This is a genomic window from Pseudomonas sp. LBUM1661 (genome assembly GCF_059695925.1).
Map to the genome: position 1 here is coordinate 2,477,134 of NZ_CP166794.1, position 25,948 is coordinate 2,503,081.

23 protein-coding genes are annotated in these 25,948 nt (G+C 60.4%); 13 read left to right on the forward strand and 10 right to left on the reverse strand.

Annotation, left to right across the window (positions count from 1 at the left end; all coding sequences use genetic code 11):
- The first annotated feature begins 55 nt into the window (after positions 1-55).
- On the forward strand, positions 56-1,420 hold the full coding sequence (locus ACA057_RS11470; RefSeq protein ID WP_497348378.1) for an MFS transporter: 1,365 nt from the start codon (positions 56-58) through the stop codon (positions 1,418-1,420).
- A 120-nt stretch (positions 1,421-1,540) separates the two neighbouring features.
- Here ACA057_RS11470 and ACA057_RS11475 read toward each other — a convergent pair whose 3' ends face one another.
- The 6 genes from ACA057_RS11475 to ACA057_RS11500 all read right to left on the reverse strand — a co-directional run bounded on the left by ACA057_RS11475 (position 1,541) and on the right by ACA057_RS11500 (position 9,085).
- Entirely contained in the window at positions 1,541-2,416 is an 876-nt protein-coding gene (locus ACA057_RS11475; RefSeq protein ID WP_497348380.1) for a LysR substrate-binding domain-containing protein, read from the reverse strand.
- A 232-nt stretch (positions 2,417-2,648) separates the two neighbouring features.
- Positions 2,649-3,830: a hypothetical protein gene (locus ACA057_RS11480; RefSeq protein ID WP_497348382.1), complete on the reverse strand. Its 1,182-nt coding sequence runs from the start codon at positions 3,828-3,830 to the stop codon at positions 2,649-2,651.
- An 86-nt stretch (positions 3,831-3,916) separates the two neighbouring features.
- A complete protein-coding gene (locus ACA057_RS11485; protein WP_497348384.1) occupies positions 3,917-5,575 on the reverse strand; it encodes a dipeptide ABC transporter ATP-binding protein in 1,659 nt (552 codons plus the stop codon).
- 2 nt (positions 5,576-5,577) lie between these two features.
- A complete protein-coding gene (locus ACA057_RS11490) occupies positions 5,578-6,414 on the reverse strand; it encodes an ABC transporter permease (protein ID WP_497348386.1) in 837 nt (278 codons plus the stop codon).
- Complete coding sequence (locus tag ACA057_RS11495; protein ID WP_046055845.1) at positions 6,411-7,364, reverse strand: ABC transporter permease; 954 nt, start codon at positions 7,362-7,364, stop codon at positions 6,411-6,413. Before ACA057_RS11495 ends, ACA057_RS11490 begins: the two co-directional genes overlap by 4 nt.
- Before the next feature lie 77 nt (positions 7,365-7,441).
- Positions 7,442-9,085, reverse strand: coding sequence for an ABC transporter substrate-binding protein (locus tag ACA057_RS11500; protein WP_497348388.1), 1,644 nt, complete (start codon positions 9,083-9,085; stop codon positions 7,442-7,444).
- 288 nt (positions 9,086-9,373) lie between these two features.
- On the opposite strand from ACA057_RS11500, the gene ACA057_RS11505 reads away from it, so the two are divergent.
- The 9 genes from ACA057_RS11505 (at position 9,374) to ACA057_RS11545 (ending at position 19,030) form a co-directional block, all read left to right on the forward strand.
- On the forward strand, positions 9,374-10,306 hold the full coding sequence (locus ACA057_RS11505; protein ID WP_497348390.1) for a LysR substrate-binding domain-containing protein: 933 nt from the start codon (positions 9,374-9,376) through the stop codon (positions 10,304-10,306).
- A 167-nt stretch (positions 10,307-10,473) separates the two neighbouring features.
- Positions 10,474-10,776: a transposase gene (locus ACA057_RS11510; protein ID WP_497342247.1), complete on the forward strand. Its 303-nt coding sequence runs from the start codon at positions 10,474-10,476 to the stop codon at positions 10,774-10,776.
- Positions 10,773-11,609: an IS3 family transposase gene (locus ACA057_RS11515; protein ID WP_497342245.1), complete on the forward strand. Its 837-nt coding sequence runs from the start codon at positions 10,773-10,775 to the stop codon at positions 11,607-11,609. The genes ACA057_RS11510 and ACA057_RS11515 overlap by 4 nt, the downstream gene beginning before the upstream one ends.
- 177 nt (positions 11,610-11,786) lie before the next feature.
- Entirely contained in the window at positions 11,787-13,211 is a 1,425-nt protein-coding gene (aldA, locus tag ACA057_RS11520; RefSeq protein WP_497348392.1) for an aldehyde dehydrogenase, read from the forward strand.
- Positions 13,212-13,422: 211 nt separating this feature from the next.
- A complete protein-coding gene (locus ACA057_RS11525) occupies positions 13,423-14,757 on the forward strand; it encodes an MFS transporter (RefSeq protein ID WP_497348394.1) in 1,335 nt (444 codons plus the stop codon).
- A 1-nt stretch (position 14,758) separates the two neighbouring features.
- Positions 14,759-15,976 (forward strand): mandelate racemase/muconate lactonizing enzyme family protein, encoded by a 1,218-nt coding sequence (locus ACA057_RS11530; RefSeq protein ID WP_497348396.1) that lies wholly within the window; start codon positions 14,759-14,761, stop codon positions 15,974-15,976.
- Positions 15,977-16,138: 162 nt separating this feature from the next.
- Positions 16,139-17,752, forward strand: coding sequence for a GMC family oxidoreductase (locus ACA057_RS11535; RefSeq protein ID WP_497348398.1), 1,614 nt, complete (start codon positions 16,139-16,141; stop codon positions 17,750-17,752).
- A 114-nt stretch (positions 17,753-17,866) separates the two neighbouring features.
- Positions 17,867-18,274 carry a response regulator gene (locus ACA057_RS11540; RefSeq protein WP_497348400.1) on the forward strand — a complete coding sequence of 136 codons (408 nt, stop codon included), beginning with the start codon at positions 17,867-17,869 and terminating at the stop codon, positions 18,272-18,274.
- An 87-nt stretch (positions 18,275-18,361) separates the two neighbouring features.
- Complete coding sequence (locus ACA057_RS11545; protein ID WP_497348402.1) at positions 18,362-19,030, forward strand: HAD-IA family hydrolase; 669 nt, start codon at positions 18,362-18,364, stop codon at positions 19,028-19,030.
- A 106-nt stretch (positions 19,031-19,136) separates the two neighbouring features.
- Here the strand turns inward: ACA057_RS11545 and ACA057_RS11550 are convergent, their stop codons facing one another.
- Positions 19,137-19,796: a methyltransferase family protein gene (locus tag ACA057_RS11550; RefSeq protein ID WP_497348404.1), complete on the reverse strand. Its 660-nt coding sequence runs from the start codon at positions 19,794-19,796 to the stop codon at positions 19,137-19,139.
- A gap of 126 nt (positions 19,797-19,922) precedes the next feature.
- Complete coding sequence (locus ACA057_RS11555) at positions 19,923-20,861, reverse strand: GlxA family transcriptional regulator (RefSeq protein WP_497348406.1); 939 nt, start codon at positions 20,859-20,861, stop codon at positions 19,923-19,925.
- A gap of 124 nt (positions 20,862-20,985) precedes the next feature.
- Here ACA057_RS11555 and ACA057_RS11560 point away from each other — a divergent pair, with 124 nt between their 5' ends.
- Together ACA057_RS11560 and ACA057_RS11565 are read left to right on the forward strand one after the other, a co-directional pair.
- Positions 20,986-21,777: an SDR family NAD(P)-dependent oxidoreductase gene (locus tag ACA057_RS11560; RefSeq protein WP_497348408.1), complete on the forward strand. Its 792-nt coding sequence runs from the start codon at positions 20,986-20,988 to the stop codon at positions 21,775-21,777.
- 212 nt (positions 21,778-21,989) lie between these two features.
- Complete coding sequence (locus tag ACA057_RS11565; RefSeq protein ID WP_497348410.1) at positions 21,990-22,922, forward strand: pyridoxal-phosphate dependent enzyme; 933 nt, start codon at positions 21,990-21,992, stop codon at positions 22,920-22,922.
- Between the two features lie 52 nt (positions 22,923-22,974).
- On the opposite strand, the gene ACA057_RS11570 is transcribed toward ACA057_RS11565, so the two are convergent.
- Both ACA057_RS11570 and ACA057_RS11575 read right to left on the reverse strand, forming a co-directional pair.
- Positions 22,975-23,292, reverse strand: coding sequence for a DUF2388 domain-containing protein (locus ACA057_RS11570; RefSeq protein WP_497348412.1), 318 nt, complete (start codon positions 23,290-23,292; stop codon positions 22,975-22,977).
- A 156-nt stretch (positions 23,293-23,448) separates the two neighbouring features.
- Entirely contained in the window at positions 23,449-24,468 is a 1,020-nt protein-coding gene (locus ACA057_RS11575) for a GlxA family transcriptional regulator (RefSeq protein ID WP_497348414.1), read from the reverse strand.
- A gap of 191 nt (positions 24,469-24,659) precedes the next feature.
- Here ACA057_RS11575 and ACA057_RS11580 point away from each other — a divergent pair, with 191 nt between their 5' ends.
- The gene (locus ACA057_RS11580; RefSeq protein WP_497348416.1) at positions 24,660-25,868 is read left to right on the forward strand and encodes an NAD(P)/FAD-dependent oxidoreductase; all 1,209 of its coding nucleotides are present in this window, start codon (positions 24,660-24,662) and stop codon (positions 25,866-25,868) included.
- Positions 25,869-25,948: the final 80 nt, after the last annotated feature.

Genomic DNA, 25,948 nt, shown 5'->3' on the forward strand with positions numbered 1-25,948 from the left:
CAGGGTAGAGATATCGGTTGCATTTCTCCGTCAATAACAACAACTGGAGACGAACATGTCCGTACTACCGGTAAAAATCGACGACCTGCCCATCGGGCGCTTTCACATCAAAATCGCCGGCCTGACGTTCGGCGCACATTTCACTGACGGCTACATCCTCGGCCTGATCGGCATCGCGTTCACCTTGCTGAGTCCGCAGATGCAACTGGATGCGTTCTGGCAAGGCCTGATCGGAGCGTCCGCGCTGATTGGCCTGTTCCTTGGCAGCCTGTTTTTCGGCTGGATCTCCGACAAGGTCGGCCGGCAGAAAATCTTCCTGGTCAGTTTCGTGCTGATTACCATCGCTTCGGTGATGCAGTTCTACGCTGAAACGGCCATGGGCCTGTTTCTCTGCCGGGTACTGATCGGCATTGGCCTGGGCGGTGACTTCAGTGTCGGCCACGCGATGCTTGCCGAGTTTTCACCGAAGAAACATCGCGGCGTATTGCTCGGTTCGTTCAGCGTGATCTGGACCTTCGGCTACGTCGCCGCCACCTTCGTCGGCACGGCCATGCTCAGCCTTGGCGATGACGCCTGGCGCTGGATGCTGGCCTCATCGGCGATCCCGGCGGCGTTGATTCTGATCGCCCGTATCGGCACGCCGGAATCGCCGCGCTGGTTGGTCAATCAGGGGCGGATTGCCGAGGCGCGCGCTATCGTCAAGAAACACCTGGGCGACAATGTCGAGCTCGACGAAACCCAATCCACTGAAACCCGCTCCGGCTACGCGGTGTTGTTCAGCCGTGAATACCGCAAGCGCACCGCCTTCAATTGCCTGTTCTTCGTTTGCATCGTGATGCCGTACTTCGCCATTTACACCTTCCTGCCGTCGATTCTGCAAAAGATGGGGTTGGCCGAAGGTTTTGGTACCGAGCTGATGCTCAACATGCTGCTGATTCTCGGGGCACTGATCGGCATCTGGTGCACGGTGAAGTTTTCGCGCAGAGGCTTCCTGATCAACTCGTTCATCATCCTTGCCGTGGCGTTGTTTCTGCTGGCGGTACTGCCAGGCAGCGCGGCGTTCTTGATGGTGTTGGTGTTTGGTCTGTTCACGTTGGTGTTGTCGGCGGTGAGCAACCTGGTGGGGGTGTTTCCGGCCGAGAGCTTTCCAACGGAAGTGCGGGCCAGCGGGATTGGCCTGGCTACGGCGGTGAGTCGTTTGGGTTCGGCGGTCAGTACCTTCCTGTTGCCGGTGAGCGTGGCGGGGATTGGTTTGAGCCCGACCATGGGCATTCTGGCGGCGATTCTGGCACTGGGCGCGTTGCTGTCCTGGGCCTGGGCACCGGAAACCAAATCCCTGACGCTGAGCCAGGCGTGCAAAGCGCAGAGCCCGGTAGAGGATAATTCGACGGTGGCGGTGAAGGTCGCTGCCCCGGTTTAAAGAGCTGTCAAAAAACCTGTGGGAGCGGGCTTGCCCGCGATGGCGTCGGCACATTCGCTATCAATGTGCCTGAAAAATTGCTATCGCGGGCAAGCCCGCTCCCACAGGGACTTCAGTGTTTCAGGGATTGCTGACTAACCCCAGCCACTCGGTAAACAACCGTACCTTCGACAACCCCTGTTTGTCGTTCGCCACATCCAGCCAATAGCCATACGGCCCGACCACTTCCACCGGGGTGATTGGCAACAGGCTGCCATTCGCCAGTTCTTTCTCGATCATTTGTCGGTCAATCACCGCCAATCCACCACCGGCCAATGCGGTGTGGATCACCTGATCCAGCGTGCTGAATTCCAGTCCTTGCCCGGCATCGACATCTTCCCGGCCCATGGCCGCCAGCCAGTTTTCCCAGACCTTCAACCGCTTGCCGTCGTGCAGGATGTGCAGCAACGGGAACTGCCGCAAATCCGGTGGTTGCCCATCGGTAAACAGCTCCGGACTGGCCACGGCGATGTGGCGTTCCATCACCAGCAGCCGACTGCTGCAATGGCTGGCGGCTTCGAGGCCGAAGCGGATGTGGCAATCGATTTCCGCAAGGCTTTCGTGGCTGCTCTGGTTTGTCACGCTCAGGCTGATGTCCGGGTAGCGTTGGCAGAACACACGCAAATGCGCCGACAACCAGCGCGTCGCCCAGGTCGGCGGTGCGAGAATCCGCAGGCGCTGGCGCAGGTTGGGCACGCGCACCGCTTGCAGGGCGCGCTCCATATGGTCGAAGGCTTCCGCCAGATGCGGGGAGAGGGCGCTGCCGGTTTCGGTCAGCGTCAAGCCTTGGGGCGTGCGCACGAACAGCGCGACACCGAGGTAGTCTTCGAGCTGTTTGATCTGGCGGCTTACCGCGCCTTGGGTAACGTTCAGACCCAAGGCCGCCTGGCTGAAACTGCGATGCCGCGCAACCTCTTCGAAGACGCGCAGCATGTTGAGCGAGGGCAGTTGACGCATGGAAGTGAGGGCTCCGCACCTGACGCCGAAGTGGGGCAGGTTTATTGTTTTTGGCGAATGTTCTGTAGGGCGTATCTGACTCCTGTGGCAGGGGCTGATGCAAGTGTTGTTTGGGCTGACGCCATCGCGGGCAAGCCTCGCTCCTACAGATTTGTGCTGGTGCGAAACCCATAACCTGTAGGCGCGAGGCTTGCCCGCGAAGGCGTCCTCAAGACCGCCAAAAAACCCCGGATCAGAAGTAATACCCGATGTTCATGTACAACTGATTCTCCCAATGATCCGTCCCGCCAGCCCCCAAACTCTGGGTATAGCTGCTACCGCCGATATATGGATCATTCTTGCCATACAGCCATTCCGTGGCGATCCACAATTTGTTCAGCGAAAACGAGGTGCCCAGGATCATCCGCTCGGAGGTCTTGAACTCGCTGGCGGATTTGTCGAAGGCGCTGTAGTTGACGTACAGCTTCACGCCGCTGATCTGGTCGAACAGGTATTTGCCGGCGACGTCGTAGCTCAGGTCCGCAACGTACAGGTTGCCGCGGCTGGCGACGTTGTACGTCCCGTCGTAACCGCCCAGGGTCACCAGTTCGTCGGTGCCGGCGTTGCGCGGCGACATCTGTTGCCGCGCCGCTTGCAGTTGCACGCCCCACGGACCGTTCTTGCCCAAATAGTGCACGGCCACGGCATTACGGCGACCGTCATTGTCGGTGTCCTTGTTCTCCAGGGTCGAGGTCAGGCCGGAAATCCCGACTTCGGATTTCCACGGCCCCAGGTCCAGGGCCTTGGCCACGCGCAGCACCACGGTGTTGCGTTCCTGGTTGTCGCTGCCGTCGGCTACGTAGCTGTCGGCCCCGGACACCACGCTGGAATACGTCACGCCTTTGCTGGTGCCTTTGCCTTGCCACGCCGGTCGCAGGTAGTAGCCGGCCTGGATGTTCCAGTCGCCGCTTTGCTGGATGTACTTGGCGCCGATCTGTTGCACGTCTTCCAGGCCGATGACGTTGCCCAGGGTTTCGTAGAAGGTGCTGCCGAAGTACGGCTGCAAACCGAACGGCACCGTGTTCAAGCCCACTTGCACCTGCTGGTCGGGGTTGAACTTGTAGCCGGCCCAGGCGAACTTGGCGAATTGGATATCGCCGTAGTTCTTGGTGTACTGGTAGGGATAGGAGCGTCCGTAGAAACGGTATTGCGCCTCGCCGATCCAGGTGTCGGAGTTGTACTTGGCGCTGAGGAACACCGTGTCCAGGCCGAACTTCTGGATGTCGCGGTCCGGGTCGTAGTCCCAACGGGCACGGACGGCGCCGCCGAGGTCGAGGTTGTCGGTGACTTGAACGGCCATGGCCGGTGCCGCGAAGGCGCCGAGCACGGGTATCAACGCGATGGCACGAATAGCGCGAGGGGTGGTTGTGCGCACAGTCTTACTCCGGATTTCTGATTATTATTGGCAACAGCAACCCAGCCCGCAGCGAACGCTGCAGCGTGGGGGAAAGGGTTTTTGGGTCAGTGAGCCTGAGGTCGGATCAGCCTCAATACAGGGCCGTCGATTGGCGTGACCGGTATCGCCGAAGCGCCGGGTGCCGCCGCGAGCAGCGTCTGGGTGTAGCTGTTTTGCGGACGCAATAGCACCTGTTCGGCGCTGCCGTACTCGACGACTTCGCCCTGGCGCATGACCGCGATGTAGTCACTGATCTGTGCCGCCACCCGCAAGTCGTGGGTGATGAACAAAATGCTCAGGTTGTGTCGCTGTTGCAGTTCGGCCAGCAACTCCAGCACTTGCTTCTGCACCGAAACATCCAGCGCCGAGACGCTTTCATCGGCGATCAGCACTTCGGGGCGCATCGCCAGTGCCCGGGCAATGCCGATGCGCTGGCGCTGGCCACCGGAAAACTGCCGTGGTTTGCGGTTGAGGGCGTCCCGTTTGAGCCCGACCTGCTCCAGCAAATCGCCCGCTTCGGTCCACGCATCCTTGGCTGATAACCCTCGTAGTTGCGCGGCGCGAGCGATGATGTCGCCGACCCGATGGCGCGGATTGAGCGAGCCGTAAGGGTCCTGGAAAATCATCTGGATCCGCCGCCGATTGGCCGCCAGGGCCGAACCGCGCAAGGCCAGGAAGTCCGTGTCACCGACCCAGACGTGCCCGCTGTCACTGTCCACCAGCCGAATCGCGGCTTTGACCAAGGTGCTTTTGCCGGATCCGGACTCACCGACGATGGCCAGGGTCTTGCCCCGTGGCAGTTGCAGCGACACGTCCTTGAGCGCCGCCACCGAACGGCCGCCAACGTTGTAGGTCTTGGTCAAATGTTCGATGCGCAACGCCAGTTCGCCGTCAGCGCTGGGCACGTGCAGTTCCGGGTGCAGCGCCGGTACCGCCGCGATCAATTTTCGGGTGTAGGGGTGTTTAGGCGCATGCAGCACCTGGTCGCGCTCACCGATTTCCACCAGCCTGCCGCCTTCCATCACCGCGATGCGGTCAGCGATTTCCGCCACCACGCCAAAGTCATGGGTAATGAACAAAATCCCGTGCTGGCCACGCCCGCGCAGCTCGCGTACCAGTTTCAATACTTGCGCTTGAGTGGTGACGTCGAGGGCGGTGGTCGGTTCGTCGGCGATCAACAGGTCCGGGTTCATCGCCAGGGCCATGGCGATCACCACGCGCTGGCATTGGCCACCGGAGAGTTGGTGGGGAAAGCTGTTGGCGATCCGTGGCGGGTCGGGCAAATGGGTCGAGTCGAGCAGCGCAAGCATGCGCTCACGGCGCTCGGCGGCGGGCATCTGCGGTGCGTGAATGTCGAAGATTTCCTCGACCTGCTGGCCAATGCGGATGGCCGGATTGAGCGCGGCCATGGGCTCCTGGAAGATCATCGCGATGCGGTTGCCGCGTAACTGGCGCAGGGCGTTTTCTTCCATGCGGCAGATGTCGTTGCCGAGAAAGTCGATCACGCCTTCACTGTGACGCAGGCCTTTGGCGTAGTCGCCCATGATGGCTGCCGACAGCACCGACTTGCCGGAACCGGACTCACCGATGACGCAGAGAATTTCGCCTTTGCGCACATCCAGGCTGATGCCTTGCACGGCATGGCTGCGGTCGGCACCGTCGGGCAGTTCGATGGAGAGGTTCTCCACGCGCAGCACTTGTTGCAGGTTCTGTTGTGGGTTCATGCTCAACTCCTTGTGCCTTTCTGGGCGTGTTCGTCCAGACCGTCCGCCAGCAGGCTCAGGCCCAGCATCAGGGTGGAGATCGCAATGCACGGGAAGATCACCAGGTGCGGGAAAGCGATGGCCATGCTGCGGCCTTCGTTGATCATGCCGCCCCAGTCCGGGGTCGGCGGTGGCAGGCCGAGGCCGAGAAAACCGAGGGCGCCGATCATGATCGCGGTGTAGCCGATGCGCAGGCAGAAATCGACGATCAGCGGCCCGCCGCAGTTGGGCAGGATTTCCACCAGCATGATCCGCAGCGACCCTTCGCCTTGGGTAATGGCGCTGAGCACGTAATCCCTGGAGCGGATGTCGATGGTCAATGCGCGCATGATGCGGAAGATCGCCGGGGCGCTGGTGAAGGTCACCGCAATCAGGATGTTCAGCGCCGAAGCACCGAGGGCGATGATGATCACGATGTACAACACCAGCACCGGGAACGACAGCACGGTGTCGGCAACATATGACAGCAACGCGTCGACCCGGCCATTGAAGTAACCGGCACACAGGCCCATGGCGATGCCCACGGCGAACGCGGTCAATGTCGCCAGCACCGACCAGAACAGCACGGTGCGCGTGCCCCAGATCAGCCGCGAAAGAATGTCCCGCCCAATCATGTCGGTGCCCAGCAAAAAGCTCAGGCCATTACCGTCGTCAGTCATCGGTGTCAGCAGCGGGGTGAAGCTTTCCAGTGGATCGTGGGGCGCCAGCCAGGGCGCGAACAGCGCCAGCAACACCCAGCCGCCGACCAACAGCAAGCCGAGCAATGCCAAGGGGTGTTTGAACGAGTGCAGGAAGCTCATTGGCCACCTCCGCCAAGACTGCGCAAGGTGATGCGCGGGTTGAGCCAGGTGTAGGCCAGGTCCGAGAAGATTTTTGTCGCGCCGACCACCACGCCACTGATCATGGCGCAGGCTTCGATCAGGTAGACGTCATGGTTCAGCGAGGCGGTGTACAGCAGCGAGCCGAAGCCTTTGTAGGCGAAGAACACTTCGACCACGATCACGTTCGACAGCAGCCACGGGATGTACAACATGATCACCGTGATCGGGGCGATCAGCACATTGCGCAGGGCATGGCGCAGGACAATGCGCGACGTAGATGCGCCTTTGAGGCGGGCGGTGCGGATGTACGGCGCTTGCATCACTTCGACCATCGAGGCGCGGGTAATCCGTGCCAGATAACCGATGCCGAACAGGCACAGCACCATCAGTGGCAGCGCCAGTTCGGCGGCGTTGAAACCATCGCTCATGCTGCTCACGCCCGGCAGCCAGTTGAGCCAGAACACGAAAATTGCCGAGACGAACACCGCACTGGCGAAATCCGGAATAGAGGTGGTGACGATCGACAGGAACGACACCAGCCGATCCAGCGCCGAACCCTGACGGATACCCGCCAGAATGCCCAGGGTCAATGCCACCGGCACCATCACCAGCAGCGCCAGCCCGGCGAGGATCAGGGTTTGCCCAAGGTTGGGCAGCAACAGGTCGATGACAGGTTCACGAAAGTGCACCGAAGTGCCCCAGTCACCACAGAGAAAATCCTTGAGCCACACCAGGTAGCGCCACAGGAAGGGTTGGTTGTAGCCGTGTTCCACCAGCCACGCGGCGCGCTGGTCGGCGGCGGAGTAGGGGCCGAGGACGTTGATCGCCACGTCCTCGATGTTCAGTTCGAGGGCCGCAAAGACGATCAGTGACACCGACAACAGGGTCGCTATCAACGCCAGTAATTTGCGCAACAGAAATTCAGCCATGCTTGCACGCTCCGGCTATTCAAGGGAGGCCGGCCCGCCGCACCCTCAGGTGTGGCGAGCGGTTGTGGGGCTGTGCGTCAGGCGCTCAGCCAGACCTCATCCATTGGGTAGAAGTGCGAAGGGTGGACCTTGAAGCCCTGGACCTTTTTGCTGGTGGCGGTGAAGTTGTCACCCCAGAACGGCTGCACCATGACGCAGGCGTCTTGCAAGATGCGCTCGACTTCCTCCATGGCCACGGCCCGCTGTTTCGGGTCGACGATGCCCATGGCTTTGTCCAGCGCGGCGTCGAAGGCTGGGTCGCTGTAATGGCTTTCGTTCCAGGCCGCACCGCTGCGGTAGGCCAGCTCCAGGGACATCACGCCCAGCGGGCGGTGGGCCCAGTAGGTCAGGCTGAACGCTGCCTTGTTCCAGATCGGCCAGTATTGGGTGGCCGGGATCACTTTGAGGTTGATGCGGATGCCGGCTTCGGCGCAGTTCTGCTGCAGGATCTGGGCGCAGTCCTGCTCGTAGCGACCCTGGGTGTTGCCGACGATCAGGTCGATGTCGATGCCGTTCGCAAAACCTGCTTCGGCGAGGAGCTTCTTCGCCGCCGCCACGTCCCGGGTACGTTTGGGCAATGCAAAGTATTCCGGGTGCGACGGTGCGACGTGATGGTCTTCGCCGAGCGAGCCCATGCCGCGATAGGCGATCTTCAGCATCTGCGCGTTGTCGGCGCAGAGCACCACCGCTTTACGAATGCGCAGGTCGTCGAACGGCTTCTGGTCGCAGGCCATGCGCATGACGATGGTCTGCGCCGATTTGCAGGTCAGCAATTGCGCGCCCGGCAGACGTTTGGCCAGGTCCAGTTCGGCCACGGTCACCCGGTACAGCACGTCCACTTGCCCGGCCTGCAAGGCCGCCAGATGAGAGGAAATGTCGGTGCCCATGTCGACGTAGCGCAACTCGTCGAGGTTGGCCGGTTTGCGCCAGTAATCGGCGCGCTTGGCGAACGTTGCCTGCTTGTTGACGGCAAACGACACAAGCTTGAACGGACCGGTGCAGAGGGGGTTTTTCGCCCAGTCGTCACCGGCCTTGAAGCTGCGGTGAACGATGGCGCAGGTGAAGGCGTTGAGCATTTCCGGGATCGCCAGGATTGGCCGCTTGAGCACCAGGCGGAACTGGAAGTCATTGAGTTTTTCGAAGGCGCTGATGTCCTGGAACGCGGTGCGGTTGACCGACTTGGAGTCGGCGGCAATCCAGCGTTGAATGTTGTGCTGTACGTCGTCGACGTTGAAGGTGTCGCCGTTGCTCCACTTCACATCCTGACGCAGGTTGAACGTCCAGGTCTTGAGGTCCTCGGACGGGCTCCAGCTTTCGGCCAGGTAAGGGTGCGTGATGTTGTCGGCGTCGACCCAGGTCAGGAATTCCAGAGCGTTGCGCAACAGGTTCGAGGCTTCGATCCAGGTGATCAGCATCGGGTCCTGGATTTCCTGGATGGCACAGGCAAAGCGCAGGCTTCCGCCCTGGCGCGGTGCGACGGCATCGTCTGCCCGGGCTGAATTGCCGAGCAGGGCGGAACCGAGGAAGGTGCTGGCGCTGGCTACGGTGACGCCCAGCAGGGCGGCGGTGCGCAGAAACTGTCGACGATTGATCTCGCCACTGTTGACTTGAATGCACAGGTCGTTGACTGCTGGATGCGGCAGGGCGCCGTCCAGAGTTGTTAGCTCGTCGAGATGGGGCATGGGCAGCTCTCATGTTGTTTTTATTTGAGATGGCCGCAGTTTTGTCATCGGCGCAAAGATCGACAAACGATAAATTCAACGCGCAAACGTTCGATAAATGCATGTTACTGACGGATGGCTGCGCCAGTGCTTGAAATAGGCAGGCTCAATACAACCCCGCTCCCACATAAAGCAATCCGGTGGGAAGCGGAAATCGTCCTGCACAACACAAAAATGCATGTTACTCAGGAAATTTCCTACAAGGCATGGGATGCTTTACACCTCGTCAGCCTCCCACGAGTGAGCTTAATGAAACGCAAAATGCCCGCGCTCAATGCGCTCAAGGCCTTCGAAGTGGCCGGCAGCACCGGCAGCTTTACCCGGGCCGCCGAGCTGCTCAATGTCACTCAGAGTGCGGTCAGCCGGCAGGTGCGTCAGCTCGAAGAACAGCTGGGCGAGAACCTGCTGGAACGGCGTCATCACCACCTCGAATTGACCAGCGCCGGGCGGATTTTGCTGCGCGCGCTGCATCAGTCTTTCGACAAGATCGAGCTGACGGTGCGCAGCATTCAGCAGAAAACCCATTCCAATCGCCTGCACATCAACGCGCCGCCGACGTTCACCAATCGCTGGTTGATGCCGCGTCTGGCGCGCCTGCGGGAGAAGCATCCGGAGCTGGAGTTGAGCATCACCACCCGTCTGCAGGACAGCCTGGCGGAAACCAGTACGCTGGACTGCGCGATCCGTTTTGGCGACGGCGAATGGGACGGTCTGGACAGCTCGTTGCTGATCCAGGAGCGGCACATCGCCGTGTGCGCACCGTCCTTGTATGCGCGGGAGTGGAGCGAGCGGGGCATCGACCTCAATCGCCTGACGCTGCTACATGTACTGGCCCGGGAAGACCAGCGCTACTTGACCTGGAAACACTGGCTGGACGCCGCGCGAATCAATGGTGTCGACACCCAGGGTGGTTATGAATTCGACCTGCTGGACCTGGCCATCCGCGCGGCCATCGACGGCTTGGGGATCACCATCGCCGACTGGCACATGGTGGCCTCGGAACTGGCCAGCGGGCAGTTGACCCAAGTGCTGAACGTGCACGTGGAAGGGCATCAATCCTATTGGCTGGTGACCCGACCGGAGCAGACACAGATGCCGCAATTGCAGGTGTTCAGCCAATGGTTGCAAGAGGAAATCTGGTTGGCGCAAAGGCAGCTCGAACCCTCCACCGCCGCCATCTAGCCTCCACACCCCCCCTGTAGGAGCGAGGCTTGCCCGCGAAGGCGGCCTGTCAGGCGACTTCAATGTTGACTGGTACACCGCCTTCGCGGGCAAGCCTGAACTGGCCTAATGATTTTGGACACCTCAATCGGGCGCTATGATGGCGCCCAAATCTGAGGTGTTTGGATATGCGTAAATCTTATTCCAATGAGTTCAAACTCAAGGCTGCCAGCATGGTGCTGGACGAGGGGCAGTCCGTTCCCGAGGTCTGCACCAGTTTGGATATTGGCCCTACGGCCTTGCGCCGCTGGGTCGATCAGGTTCGTAAGGAACGCTTGGGTTCGACTCCGGTGGGAGCCAAGGCGATTACCGCGGATCAGCGAGAGATCCAGGAACTTAAAGCCTTGCTCAGGCAAAGAGACCGGGATATCGAAATCCTAAAAAAGGCCAGTGCTCTCCTGCTTTTGGACGCCAAAGATCACTCTCGTTGATCTGTGAGCTGGGCGAGCAGTACGGCGTTAACGATTGCTGTCGTGTCTTCGGAATAAACCGCAGTAGCTTTTACGCATGGCGTCAGCGCCAAGGCAAAGTGAGTCCTAAGCGAGAGAGGCTCAAGGCCATGCTGCTCAAACACCACAGGGCGTCGAGAGAGTCTGCGGGTGCTCGTACCTTGGCTAAACAGCTGCAAGCCGGCGGGTATGATGTCGGGCGATTCATGGCTCGCAGCCTGATGCGAGAAGCAGGCATTGTCAGCCGTCAACGCCGGCGCCATAAGTACAAGTCACCCGGCGTGGAAGCTTTGGTGGCACCGCATATGCTCAAACGCAAGTTTGATGTTACGGCGGTCAATCAGGTGTGGTGTGGGGACGTGACGTACATCAAAGTCGGCAAGCGCTGGCTGTATTTCGCGGCAGTTCTGGACTTGTTCGCTCGCCGGATCGTGGGCTGGTCATTTTCGATGATCTCCGATGCCACGCTGACCTGCGAAGCCCTGCGGATGGCGATTGAACTACGCGGTCGCCCAAAAGACGTACTGTTTCACTCCGACCAGGGTTGCCAGTACACCAGCCATAAATTCAGAAATGAACTGCTGGAACATGGACTCCGGCAGAGCATGAGCCGTAAAGGCGAATGCTGGGACAACGCTCCGATGGAGCGTTTCTTTGGAAGTTTGAAATCAGAGTGGGTGCCAGAAGCAGGCTACGGATCGGAACATGAGGCCCGAGCGGATGTGCAGCGCTATGTATCGCGCTACAACATCACCAGGCCGCATAGCTACAACGACTATCGGTCACCAGTCGCCAGGGAGAAGTTGGCGGCGTGAAACCTTAATCGGTGTCCAAGATTACTTGACCAGTTCAGCCTCGCTCCTACAGGGAAATTCATTGTTTGGGGTAATGTGCATTTTTCGAATGTTCCCCCGCTCAATAAATCGTTTGTTCAACCCGCCCGGGATGCCAAGACTGCTCGAACTGGATAAAAACAACGATGGGCGATTCACATGCGACTCGAGCGAAATTTTGTTAACGGTCACTTCATTGAGCCTGCCAGCGACGCGCTGATCGCAGTCTACAACCCGGCGACCGAAGCACTGGTCGGCCACGTTTCGGCGGCCAGCACCGCCGAAGCCACCGCTGCTGTAGACGCTGCCGCCGCCGCCCAGAAAACCTGGGGAAAACTCACCAGCATCGAACGCGCCGAACACCTGCGCTCGTTTGCCGACGCCCTTGAGGCCTGCGCCGAACACATCGGTGAAGCCCTGGCCGCCGAGTCCGGCAAAAGTGTTGCCGACGCCAGCAACGAAGCCCGTTACGCCGCGCAGATCACCCGCTATCACGCCGAGTGGGCGCGCCGTATCGAAGGCGAGATCATTCCCAGCGACACCCCGGACGAAAACCTGTTCCTGCACCGCGAAGCGATTGGCGTGGTGGCGTGCCTGATTCCGTTCAACTACCCGGTTTACACCTTGCTGCGCAAAATCGCCCCGGCGTTGATCGCCGGCAACACGGTGGTGGTGCGCCCGAGCAACAACACGCCGACCTCGGCTTTTGAAATTGCCAAAGCCGTGCAGCAATCCGGCTTGCCGGCCGGCGTGGTCAACATCCTGACCATGGACCACGCCACCGCCGCCGCTGTTTGCACCCATAAGGCCGTCGGTTTGATCACCTTGACCGGCAGCGTCAACGCCGGGCGCATCGTGCTCGATTACTGCAAGGCCAACATCGCCAAGCCCTCCCTGGAACTAGGCGGTAAAACCCCGGCGATCATCGAAGCCGACGCCGATCTTGAAGCCGCCGCCAGCGCGATCGTCGCTTCCAAGACCACCCACTGCGGCCAGTTGTGCACGGCAGTGGAGCGCGTCTACGTGCAGGAAAGCGTCTATGAAGCATTCCTTGCGCTGCTCAAAGCCAAGATCAGCGCGGTGCACTTCGGCGACCGTGCCACTGACGCCAGCCTGATGGGGCCGTTGGTCAACGCCAGTGCGCAACAGAACATCCATGCCATGGTCGAGCGCGCCATCGCCGACGGTGCTGTACTGGAAACAGGCGGTTTTATCCCGCAAGGCAAGGGCCATTTTTACCCGCCGACCTTGCTCAGCGGCTGCCGTCAGGACATGGAAATCATCCAGGAAGAAATCTTCGGCCCGGTGCTGCCGGTGCTCAAGTACCGCGACATCGGCGAAGCGCTGACCATGGCCAACGATCATCAGTTTGGCCTGTCTTCGGTGCTGTACACCGAGAACTACCGCACCACCATGAAAGTTGCCAACGCCATTGAGGCCGGCGAGTTGTACGTCAATCGCACCCCGGCCGACCCGTACCAGGGCTTCCACGCCGGGTGGAAACGTTCCGGTCTGGGCGGCGATGACGGCAAGCACGGCATGCTCGAATTCACCCAGACCCGCTTGGTGGTGATGAAGTACTGAGCCACCCGCAACACCGATCAGTTAAGGGGGAACCGGATTTGTAGGAGCCAGGCTTGCCGGCGAAGGCAGCCTTGAAAACGCCTTCGCCGGCAAGCCTGGCTCCTACACAACACGGTTCTTCACGTTAAGTGATCGGCACTAGCCTCACGCCACACCTATAAAAACAATTATTTGGGGCGCCCGGACCACCGGGCTGCCCGAGGTCACTTAGATGTCCAAGCCTGCAACCACTGTTGCCGCTGTTCAGGGTTCGAACGCGGGTTCAAAAAGCCACAGTGACAAGGGAAGTCGCTACATCCAGTTGATGCTGTTGGTGCTGGCCGCCGGTGCGATCTATCCGATCCTGTACCTGCGCCAGGTCTATCAGACCACCATGCTCGAAGTGTTCCAGATCAACCACAGCGAACTGGGTTATCTGTACTCGATGCTTGGGACGATTTTCCTCCTCAGCTACTTGCCCAGCGGTTGGCTGGCAGACCGCATCGCCCCGCGTTTTTTGATCTTCTTTTCGCTGGTCGCCACCGGTGCCCTGGGCCTTTGGTACTCCAGCGCGCCATCGATGACCGGCCTGATGATCATCTTCGGTTGCTGGGGCCTGACCACCGGCCTGACGTTCTGGGCCTCGGTGCTCAAACGCGTGAAAATGATCGCTCACCACACCGAGCAGGGCCGGTTCTTCGGGATTCTCGACGGCGGTCGTGGCTTGGTTGAAGCCTTGCTGGCAACCGTGGCCCTGGGCCTGTTCGCTTTCGCCACCGAAACCCGTGGCGAGTCGGCGGCTGAAGGTTTCAAACACGTGGTTTACCTGTACGCGTTTACCTGTATCGCCATCGGCTGTGTGCTGGTGTTGATCAAGGACCCGAAGTCCATGGAAGACACGGCACCGGTGGAGAAGGGCAGGTTCAACCTGCTCAGCGACTTGGCGACGTTGGTGAAAATCCCTGAACTGTGGCTGGTCACCGCCATCGTGTTCTGCGGATATCACATTTTCTGGGCCACCTACAGTTTCTCCGATTACCTGCAAGGTAGCGGCATGACGGCGGTCATGGCCGGCACCATCACCACCATCAAGTTGTGGATGCGCCCCATCGGCGGTATCGGCGGTGGCTGGCTGGGTGACAAGTTCTCGAACATCTCGGTGCTGATCGTGGCGCTGTTGCTGGCGACGCTGGCGATGGTCGGGCTGATCGTGTTCCCGGGACTCAATAGCATGGGCCTGTTGATCGGCACGGTGATTTTCATCGGCCTGATGACCTACGCCATTCGCGGCTTGTACTGGGCGATCCTCGACACCTGCAACATTCCACTGCGCATCACCGGGCTGGCGATTGGCATCGTCTCGGTGGTCGGTTATCTGCCGGATGCCTTTATTCCCTTGATCAACGGCTACCTCACCGAACATTTCCCCGGTGCCTTTGGTTACAAGCTGTATTTCGGCTACATCGCCTTCGTCGGCCTGCTCGGGACCCTCGCGGCCCTGACCTTGCGCGCTCGAATCAATCGTAAATCTTTGAACCAGACCTCTTTAAAGCAGACAGGTGCCTGAGATGAAAATCGTCGCCCTTGAAACCCATATCGTTGCCGTACCACCGCCGCACATCGGCGGCATGTACTGGCTGTTCGTCAAGCTCAAGACCGATTGCGGCATCGAAGGTGTGGGCGAAATCTACGCCGCGACCTTCGGTCCCAAAGCCATGCTGCCGATCATCGAAGACGTGTTCGAACGCTACCTGCTCAACCACGACCCGCACCACATCGAGCGCTTCTTCCGCCAGGCCTATTCGAGCGGGTTCACCCAGCGTCCGGACCTGACCATGATGGGCGTGGTCAGCGGCCTGGAAATGGCCTGCTGGGACATCATCGGCAAAGCGGCGAACAAGCCGGTGTATGAATTGCTGGGCGGCAAGGTCAACGAACGCCTGCGTTCCTACACCTACCTGTACCCGGTCAACAGCAAGGGCGAGTATGACTACGACGACCCGGACCTGGCTGCCGAGTGCGCCATCGACAACATGAACAAAGGCTTCACCGCCGTGAAGTTCGATCCGGCCGGCCCGTACACCGCGTACTCCGGGCACCAGATTTCGCTGCAAGTGCTGGAGCGCTGCGAAACCTTCTGCCGCAGGATCCGCGAAGCGGTGGGCGACAAGTGCGACCTGCTGTTTGGCACTCACGGGCAAATGGTCCCGTCCTCGGCGATCCGCCTGGCCAAGCGCCTGGAGAAGTACGACCCGCTGTGGTTTGAAGAACCGGTGCCGCCGGGTCAGGAAGAGGCCATGGCACAAGTGGCGGCCAAGACCAGCATTCCGATTGCCACCGGCGAGCGTCTGACCACCAAGTATGAGTTCTTCAAGTTGCTGCAGGCGGGCGGTGCATCGATCCTGCAAATGAACGTCGCGCGCTGCGGCGGTCTGCTGGAAGCGAAGAAGATCGCCAGCATGGCCGAAGCTTATTACGCGCAAATCGCACCGCACCTCTATAACGGGCCGATTGGCGCGGCGGCGAGCTTCCAGCTGGCCACTTGCACGCCGAACTTCCTGATCCAGGAAAGCATCATGACCTGGGGCGGTTTCCACGCTGAGGTGCTGACCAAGCCGCTGCAATGGGAGGACGGCTACATCATTGCGTCCACCGAGCCGGGCCTGGGGGTGGAGCTGAATATGGACGTGGTGCGCAAGCATTCGCCGTACACCGGCGAACGCTTGCACCTGCAAATGGCGCCGACCCCGGCAGATGTCAAAGACACATCGCCAGCCCGAGGCTGACAGGCCTGACGCGGTTCCTGTGGGAGCCAGCCTGCTGGCGATAGCGGTGGATCAGTCGACATTGATGTTGAATGTCAGGCCGCCATCGCCAGCAGGCTGGCTCCCACAGGGGATCGCATCGTCCATCCGAATTTTGTAAAACGACTTACGCGGTAACCGTGCATGACTTACGACTACATCATCGCTGGCGCTGGCGCCGCAGGTTGCATCCTGGCCAATCGGCTCTCGGCGTCGGGGAAATACTCGGTGTTGCTGCTAGAGGCGGGCGGCAAGGACAGTTCCCTGTGGTTCAGGATTCCCGTCGGCTTCGCCAAAATGTATTACAACCCGACCTTCAACTGGATGTACTACAGCCAGCCGCAAAAGCAGCTGAACAACCGTGAAATCTATGCCCCGCGCGGCAAGGTGCAAGGCGGTTCGGGTTCGATCAACGCGATGATCTACGTGCGCGGCCAGGCCCATGACTTCGACGACTGGGCGGCGAACGGCAACGACGGCTGGGGTTTCAAGGAGGTGCTGCCGTATTTCCGCAAACTGGAAAACCACCCGCTCGGCGACAGTGAGTACCACGGCGGCAGCGGCCCGATCAGCATCACCCCGATGAAAGGCCAGACCCACCCGATCTGTGATGTGTTCCTCAAGGGCTGCGACGAACTCGGCTACCCGCACAGCGATGACTTCAACGGCCCGAAGTTCGAAGGCTCGGGCATCTACGACGTCAACACCCGCAACGGCCAACGCTGCTCCAGCAGTTTTGCGCACCTGCATCCGGCATTGAGCCGGCCGAACCTGACGGTTGAACATTACGCCTTGGTGGATCGGGTGTTGTTTGATGATCAAAAGCAACGTGCGACCGGGATTTGCGTCACCCAGCACGGCGTGGTCCGGACCTTTACCGCAAACAAGGAAGTGATTCTCTGCGCCGGTGCCGTGGACACGCCGAAGATTCTGCAACTGTCCGGTGTTGCCGATCAGGCGTTGCTGGCCAAACACAACATCCCGCTGGTCAAACACTTGCCAGCGGTGGGGCAGAACCTGCAAGACCACTTGTGCGCCAGCTATTACTACAAGGCCAACATCGAGACGCTCAATGATCAACTGAGTTCGCTGTTCGGTCAGTTCAAGCTGGGTCTGAAATACCTGTTCACCCGCAAGGGCGCGCTGGCGATGAGTGTCAACCAGGCCGGCGGATTCTTCCGTGGCAACGAGCAGCAGGCTAATCCGAACCTGCAGTTGTACTTCAATCCGCTGTCGTACCAGATCCCGAAAAACAACAAGGCCAGTCTCAAGCCCGAACCGTATTCAGGCTTCCTGTTGTGCTTCAATCCGTGCCGTCCGACCAGTCGCGGGCACATCGAGATCGCCTCGAAAAATCCGCGGGACGCGGCGCTGATCGACCCCAATTACCTGAGCACGCAAAAGGACATCGATGAGGTGATCCAGGGCAGCCGCCTGATGCGCAAAATTATGCTGGCGCCTGCGCTCAAAAACATCACCGTTGAAGAGGTATTACCGGGGCCGGTCGTCGAGACTGACGAACAGATGCTGCAGTATTTCCGTGAAAACAGCGGTTCGATCTACCACCTTTGCGGCTCCTGCGCCATGGGCGCGGACGAGCGGAAGTCGGTGGTGGACAATCGTTTGAAAGTCCACGGCCTGGGTGGTTTGCGCATCGTCGATGCGTCGATTTTCCCCAACGTGACCTCCGGCAATACTCACGCTGCGGTGCTGATGGTCGCGGAGAAGGGGGCCGACCTGATCCTGCAGGACGCGTGATTTCATCGCTCGCCCGTATCAAAAATGAATTTCCGCCGAGTCCGCTGCTCATACCAAATAGGCAGCGGATTTACGCCCGCGAAATCATTGGTGAGATCAGGGAGCGGCACAGTCATGAGTCCAATATCAACAGCGGGCGACAACCTTCTTGGCGGGTTGATTCTTGTGGTGGAGGATGACCCGCTGATCCTCGAGTTTCTCTGTGAAATTCTTCAGGAAGAAGGCTTTGTGGTTGAGCCACATGTCAGCGCGGACGCCGCGTCGGTGTACCTGAACGAGCATGCAAACAAGGTGGGTTTGTTGCTAACCGACATCACCATGCCGGGAACACTCAACGGCGCGGACCTGGCCAATCTGTTCGGCGACCGCTGGCCGGAGAAGCCGATCATGATCATGTCCGGGTTCGAAACGCCGGAAAGCTCCGGGGTCAGGCATGCGGTTTCGTTCATCAAGAAACCGTGGGCGCTGGGGCAATTGCTTGATTGTGTAGAAGGGGCCTTCAAGTCGAAGCGGACTGGCTGAAATCACCTTGTAGCGCGCTTTCTGTCCTCTCGCAAATGCTACATTGCCGGGTAAATCCGCCTGGCTCCAGCGAGAGGAATGCCCCCTTTGCCTGCTCAAAAATCCGTCTTTAACACCCCGTACCGAGCTTTTCTGTTCGATATGGACGGCACCGTCCTCAATTCCATTGCCGCCGCCGAGCGGATCTGGGCTGCCTGGGCCGTGCGCCATGGGGTCGATGTCGAGTCGTTCCTGCCGACCATTCATGGCGCTCGCGCCATCGACACCATCAATCGCCTGGCGTTGCCCGGGGTGGATGCCGAAGCTCAAGCGGCGCTTATCACCCAAGCGGAAATCGAGGATGTCGAAGGCATTGTCGAGGTGCTGGCGGCGGCGGACTTTTTGAAGTCGCTCCCCGCCCATCAATGGGCCATCGTCACCTCGGCGCCCAAGGCCCTGGCATTGCGCCGAATGGCGGCGGCGGGGATTCCAGAACCGGCGGTGATGGTCACGGCCGAGGATGTCAGCGCTGGCAAGCCTGATCCTGCCGGCTATCGACTGGCTGCCAAGCGGTTGGGTGTTGACGTGACGGAGTGCCTGATTTTCGAAGACGCCACCGTGGGCATCCTCGCGGCCGAAGCGGCGGGTGCGGACCTGGTGGTGGTGACGGCGACTCACGATCACCCGATCGAGACCCCGCATGCCACATTAGCCGGCTACGACTCGGTCGAGGCCCGCACAGACGCCGACGGTCTAATTCGCCTACAGAAAATCTAATGTGGGAGCGAGCCTGCTCGCGAAAGCGTCGGCACATTCAGCATTGATGTGACTGAGAGATTGCTTTCGCGAGCAGGCTCGCTCCCACAGGGGATAGGTGTATTGGCTAATAAACCCCAGGAATCAACCGCCAGCTCCGGGCGCAATAGGCCTCGTATTCATTGCCAAACTGTGTCCTCAGTAGCGCTTCTTCGGAGTGAATGCGCGCGATCAGCGGGATCAACGTCAGCGCCGCCAGCAGCAGGCCAACACCGGAACGAAAGGCCAGCGCCCAACCCACGGCGTTGACCACCAGCCCCAAATAACTGGGGTTGCGCAGGCTGCGATAAATCCCGTCGGTGACCAGGCTGTGCCCCGGCTGAATCGCCACCAGACCGCTGAAACGCTTGCCCAGCACAAACACCGGCCAGATCCGCAGCGCCCCGCCGACGATGAACAACAACGCCCCGAGCCAGCGCACGCCTTCGCCACCGAAGGTCCAAACGTCGATCCGATCGGTGTAGGCCGGCAGATAACCACTCAACAGTCCGATCACCCCGAAGGCCGGGAGCACCCAGCGATTGGCCCGGTCTTCCCGATCCCCGGAACTCAGATTGACCTCGGTGAACAGCGACGCGACGGTCATCACCAAAGTGGCCAGCACGATAACCACCAGCGGTGCATGGGAAAAAAAAGCCGCAAAACCGCCCATCCCCCACACCGCCAGGCCGAGATAGGCAAGCGTGCCCACGATGGCAAAAAACGCCAGTTTGGCCGAGATTTTCATCTGCACCTCCAACAGTGCATACACCTTTCATTGTAGGAGCTGGCTTGCCCGCGAGGGACGTTAACGATGACGGTTTTCAACAGGAAAAACGTGGTGTATTCGAGTCCTTCGCTGGCAAGCCAGCGCCTACAGGGTTCTGGCGTTGCGGCGGATGACTTGCGGTGGTTGGCCGAACGCCCGAAGGAACGCTTCGCGCATGCGGCGGCAGTCGCTGAAGCCTGACGCTTCGGCTATCTGATCAAGGGTCAGGCGCCCGCGTTCGAGCATTTGTCGTGCCGACTCCAGGCGCAGATTTTCGATCGCCTTGGCCGGCGACTGGCCGGTTTCGGCGCGAAAGGCCCGGCTGAATTGCCGAGGGCTGAGGCGCGCGACGTCCGCCAGTTGCTCCACCGACAAGGTCTCGGTGAGGTGTTCCCGGGCATAGCCGAGGACGGTTTGAATACGGTCGGATTTCGGTTCCAGCTCCAGCAGCGCCGAGTGCTGCGACTGACCGCCCGCGCGGCGGTGGTACATCACCAGTTTCTGCGCCACGGAACGGGCCAGTTCAGCGCCATGATCCTTCTCGACCATGGCCAGCGCCAGGTCGATGCCGGCGGTCATCCCGGCAGAAGTCCAGATCGAACCGTCGATCACATAGATGCGGTCTTCCTCGACCTTGATCGACGGAAACCGCGCTTGCAGGTCTCGCGCGTACGCCCAATGCGTGGTGGCGCGGCGTCCGTCGAGCAAGCCGGCCTGGGCCAGAACAAAGGCCCCGGAGCAAATCGATGCGGTGCGCCGAGCGGTTTTAACGCTGTCGCGCAGGTAACTCAGCACCCCTTCGGGTGCCTGCTCGAGAATGGCATCGCCGCCGACCACGATCACCGTGTCGAACACCCGCTCGTCAAACGCCTCGGTGCCGACACTCAAACCGCCGGAAGCGCGGTAGGTGCGGCCGTCTTCGGACAGCACGCAGACGTCATACAGCGCTTCGCCCGCGCTGAAGTTGGCGTACTCGAACACCGGCATCGCCGCCAGCGCCATGGACTGGAACCCTTCAAATACCACAAACGCCACGGAAGTCATGGATAGGTCCTCAACCGGTTGTGTCCGAAAAACGTACTTTAAACGTCATTTGCGACGAGCGTAAGTCAATTTATAACGGTTCACACCCGGCGAACTGATCGTCTCACTGTGAAGGAAATTGAACATGGCCCTCTCGTCCAAAGGTACTGCACTCATTACTGGCGCCTCTTCCGGCATCGGCGCGGTCTATGCCGACCGTCTCGCCCGGCAGGGTTACGACCTGATTCTGGTCGCCCGCAGCCAGGCCAAACTGAACGCTCTGGCCAACCATCTGAGCAACGAAACCGGGCGCACCGTGGAAGTGGTCGCCGCCGATCTGAAAGACAAGGCTGACCTGCTGCGCGTCGAAGACATTCTGCGCCGCGACGCGAGCATCACCTTGCTGGTCAACAACGCTGGTGTCGGCGCCGTAATGCCGTTGCTCGGCAGTCCCGTGGATGACATGGAAGACATGATCACCCTCAACGTCACCGCATTGATGCGCCTGGCTTACGCGGTAGCGCCAGGTTTCGTCGCCCGTGGCACCGGGACGCTGATCAACATTGCTTCGATCGTCGCCATCGCCCCGGAAATCCTCAATGGCGTGTATGGCGGGACCAAGGCGTTTGTCCTCAGCCTGAGCCAATCCATGCACCACGAACTGGCTGACAAAGGCATTCGCATCCAGGCGGTATTGCCCGGCGCCACCGCCACTGACTTCTGGAGCGAAGCCGGCAACCCGGTGGAAAACCTGCCGCAAGAGATCGTGATGTCTGCCGAGGACATGGTCGATGCCGCGCTGGCAGGCTTGGCGCAAGGCGAAGTGGTGACCATTCCGGGCCTGCATGACGGCGCTCAGTGGGACGCCTATGAAACCCAGCGCCAGACACTTTCCGGTTTGTTCGGCAACTCGACGGCGGCCCCGCGTTATCGCTGATTCTGCAGCCAGGCATTCCCTTGTGGGAGCTGGCTTGCCAGCGAAGACGGCAGCACATTCACCATCAATGTGGCTGGCAGATCGCTTTCGCTGGCAAGCCAGCTCCTACAAGGGGTGCGTCTTGGCTTAGGCCCTGCGCTGGGTGAACTAAGCTTGGATAAGGGTTATTCACCACCGGCGACGAGTGGGTGCCGCGCAAAAGGGAGGCGATCATGCTTCACATCAGAACGCCCTTGATTCTGCATCCAGACCTGTCGACCGCGTCCCGACGTATCTGGCTCAAGCTGGAAAACCTGCAACCCAGCGGCTCCTTCAAACTGCGCGGCATCGGGCTTTTGTGCAGTCAGGCGGCCGGCGAGGGCAAGCGCAAAGTGATCTGTCCTTCTGGCGGCAACGCCGGTTTTGCCACCGCCGTGGCCGCCGCCCGCCTGGGGTTGAAAGCCTGCATCGTGGTGCCGCACACCACACCGGAAACTACCCGCGCGCGCATCAGAAAAACCGGTGCCGAGGTGATCGTCCACGGCAAGGTCTGGGACGAAGCCAATCTACGGGCCAAAGAACTCGCGCAGGGCACGGACACCGAATACGTGCCGGCCTTCGATCATCCGGTGTTATGGGAAGGGCACAGCACGATGGTCGATGAAATCCTCGAGGATTGTCCCGAGGTTGATGCGATGGTGATGTCGGTGGGCGGAGGAGGTTTGCTGGCGGGGATTCTCACCGGATTGATTCGCCACCATCGTCTCGATTGCCGGATCGTTGCGTGTGAAACCCAGGGTTCGGCGTCATTCGCCGCGGCGGTCAGTGCCGGGCATCCGGTCATATTCCCGCGGATCGATACGGTCGCCCGGTCGCTCGGCGCCACTCAAGTGGCCGCGTGGCCGGTGCAGCACATTGTCGATTTTCCGCATGAGTGCGTGGTCCTCAGCGATGATGAGGCGATCATGGGCGTGGTGCGCTATGCCAACGACTTGCGGCAGTTGGTTGAACCGGCGTGCGGTGTTTCGTTGGCGATCGGCTACCTGGACCATCCCGCGATTGCCGGTGCCCATGACGTGGTGATAGTGGTGTGCGGCGGCGTCAGCATCAGTGCGCAGATGGTCGCCGGATGGGCGCGGTTGTCCGCCGGGATTGAAGCAAGGTAGGGCCAGAATCGCTATCCAGATGTCGCGAGCCCCACCGCTACTTCATCCGCATTCATTGGCCGGCAGCAACGCCTTCCTGGACAAGGATGGCTTTGGCCAGGTCTTCGTCGCTGGCGTTCAGGCCGGGATTGTCGTGACGAATCTGCTTTAACACCGACTCCAGATAAACCCCACGAATCGCACCGCCACTGGCCACGAAGCTTGAAGCGTCATCCCGGGCAGGAATCATGAGTTTGTCATCCTTGAACGTCGAGTACAGCGAAGCGGAGACGCCGGCCGAGGTGGCGACATCGCCCGCATCCACTTTGGCCAAAGCAGAGCCGAAGGGTAAACACAACAAAACGGAAGAAATGATAATCAGACGGCGCATGACGGTGTCCTCTGAAAGCGTGAAGCAAAAAGGAAGTACCTCACTTCTAGGATGCTTGATGGCGGTCAGGAGTTCCCGAGTGTGTACATCTGCAAGAGACTGGTCGGCTGACAGGCCGCCATCGCGAGCAGGCTCCCACAGTGAGACCGGATTCACTCAACGCGAAAACCGATTCCGATAATCCCTCGGCGAAACCCCAAGGTTGCGTTGAAACGTCAGGCGCATCCGCTCTTCATCACCAAACCCGCACTGCCGGGAGATCTGATCGATGTTGCGCCCGGAGTCCTCCAGCAGACGCCGGGCCGCTTCCACTCGCAGCACCTCCACGGCTTTGGCCGGTGTACGTCCAGTCTTGAGCTTGTACACACGGGCAAAATTTCGCGGGCTCATCTGCACCTGTTGCGCCAGCACGTCAACCGAGAGGTTTTCACCCGCCAGGTTCTGCGTGATCCACACATGCAGGTCATCAAACGCAGCGCCTTCGCTGGTTTGCGATCTCAGCAACTGACTGTACTGCGCCTGCCCACCAGGGCGCTTGAGAAACACCACCATTTCCCGCGCGACCAACAGCGTTACCTCACGACCGCAATCCTCTTCGACCAAGGCCAGCGCCAGGTCGATGCCGGCACTGACCCCCGCCGAGGTCCAGACCGAACCCTGCTGGACAAAAATCGCATCGCTGTCGACGTCAATCGACGGGTAATGCGCCTTGAGCATGTCGCACATCGCCCAATGCGTCGCGGCGCGTCGGCCTTCGAGCAATCCGGCCTGAGCCAGCAGGAACGTGCCGCTGCACACCGAGGCCGTGCGTCTGGCTTGGGTCGATGCCTCTGCCAGCCAGTCGACCAGGTCCAGGGCATTGTTCATTGCCTGAAGAATATTCGGTGCGCCAGGCACGATCAGCGTATCGATCGAGCGGTCCGCGAAGCGACTCAACGGCACGGTATCGACGGCCAGGCCCTCGGCGGTGTGAATCAAGCCGCCGGCCAGGCTGGCCGTGTGTAATTCATACCCTGGCAGATTGCTGCTGGTCATGTACCGGGAGGCGGCCCAGAACACGGTTTGCGCGCCCGTCAAATCCAGCAGGCCCAATTCGGGGTAGGCGAGGAACACGATCAGACGCGGCGGGTCGGACTGAGGGGCGGGATCATCGGCGGTGCTGGTGATAGCGTTCATAAGGTTCTGTGGTAGCGAGTTGGAATAATCATAATTCGCAAACGGTATAAGCGTTATCGCCTCTGATCGGCTGGCAGGAATTCAGGGTTTTATGTCATTGGGTCCGGCGAAGATCAACCCTACCATCGGTCGTTGGCTGTACCAGACAGTCGCTCGCTGTCTGCCTCCATAACGATAACGAAGGGAAGAACATGTCGCAGAAAATACTCATCGTCGGCGCCGGTTTCGCCGGCGTCTGGAGCGCCTTGGGCGCGGCACGCGTGCTGGATAACCACGGCAAGACCGCCGACGTCGAAATCACTCTGATTTCCCCCAAGCCGGAAATCGTCATCCGTCCGCGCCTGCACGAACATGCCCCTCACGAAATGAGCGTGCCGTTGCTGCCCTTGCTGGAAGCGGCGGGGGTCAAGTTCATCGAGGCCGAAGTCGAGCGCATCGACACCTCTAATGCACGTTTCGTCCATGCGTTGACCTCTGATGGCCGTCACATCAATGTGCCTTATGACCGCCTGGTGCTGACCAGCGGCAGCAAGCTGAACCGTCCACCCGTGCCGGGGCTGCTGGAAAATACCTTCGCGGTGGATCAACTGTCCGACGCGGTGAAACTCGACCGGCACCTCGCGGAACTGGCCAACCTGCCCGAATCGACGGCGCGTAACACCATCGTCGTGGTCGGCGGCGGTTTCACCGGGCTCGAAGTGGCCACCGAGTTGCCGGAACGTCTGCGCACTATCCATGGCGCGGATGCCCGCTTCAACATTGTCGTGGTCGAGCGCGCCGAGGCGATTGGCCCGGACCTGGGCCCGAACCCACGGCCGATGATCACTGAAGCACTGGCTTCCATGGGCATTGAATTTCAAGTCGGTTCCGGCGTGGTCGCCATCGATGAAAACGGTGTGATGACGGCGGCTGGCAAGCGCATCAACGCCAAAACCGTGATCTGGACCGGCGGCATGATCGCCAGCAGCCTGACCTCGCAAGTGTCGTCGCGGCTGGATCGCCAGGGCCGTGTCGAAGTCACCGGCGACCTGCGTGTGGTCGGTACCGATCACGTTTTCGCGGCGGGGGATGTGGCCACGGCGCTGACCGATGACGAAGGTCATTACGCGCTGATGTCGTGCCAGCACGCGATCTTCATGGGGCGCTACGCCGGGCATAACGTGGCGGCCGATCTGGTGGGGGCGCCAACCCTCGAATACCGTCAGCCGTTCTATGCGACCTGCCTGGACCTGGGTGAGTGGGGCGCGGTGTACACCGAAGGCTGGGACCGCCAGGTGCTGCTGACCCACGACGAAGGCAAGGCGCGTAAACGCATGATCAACACCCAGTGGATCTACCCGCCATCGGCGAACCGAGCCGACGCACTGGCCGCCGGCAATCCCGAGCAGTCCTACAGCTAACAGCGCCCCCTGTAGGAGCGAGCTCGCTCGCGAAAAACGTGAGCGCAACGCGCAGTCAACACGAGCGCGTTATCGTTAAC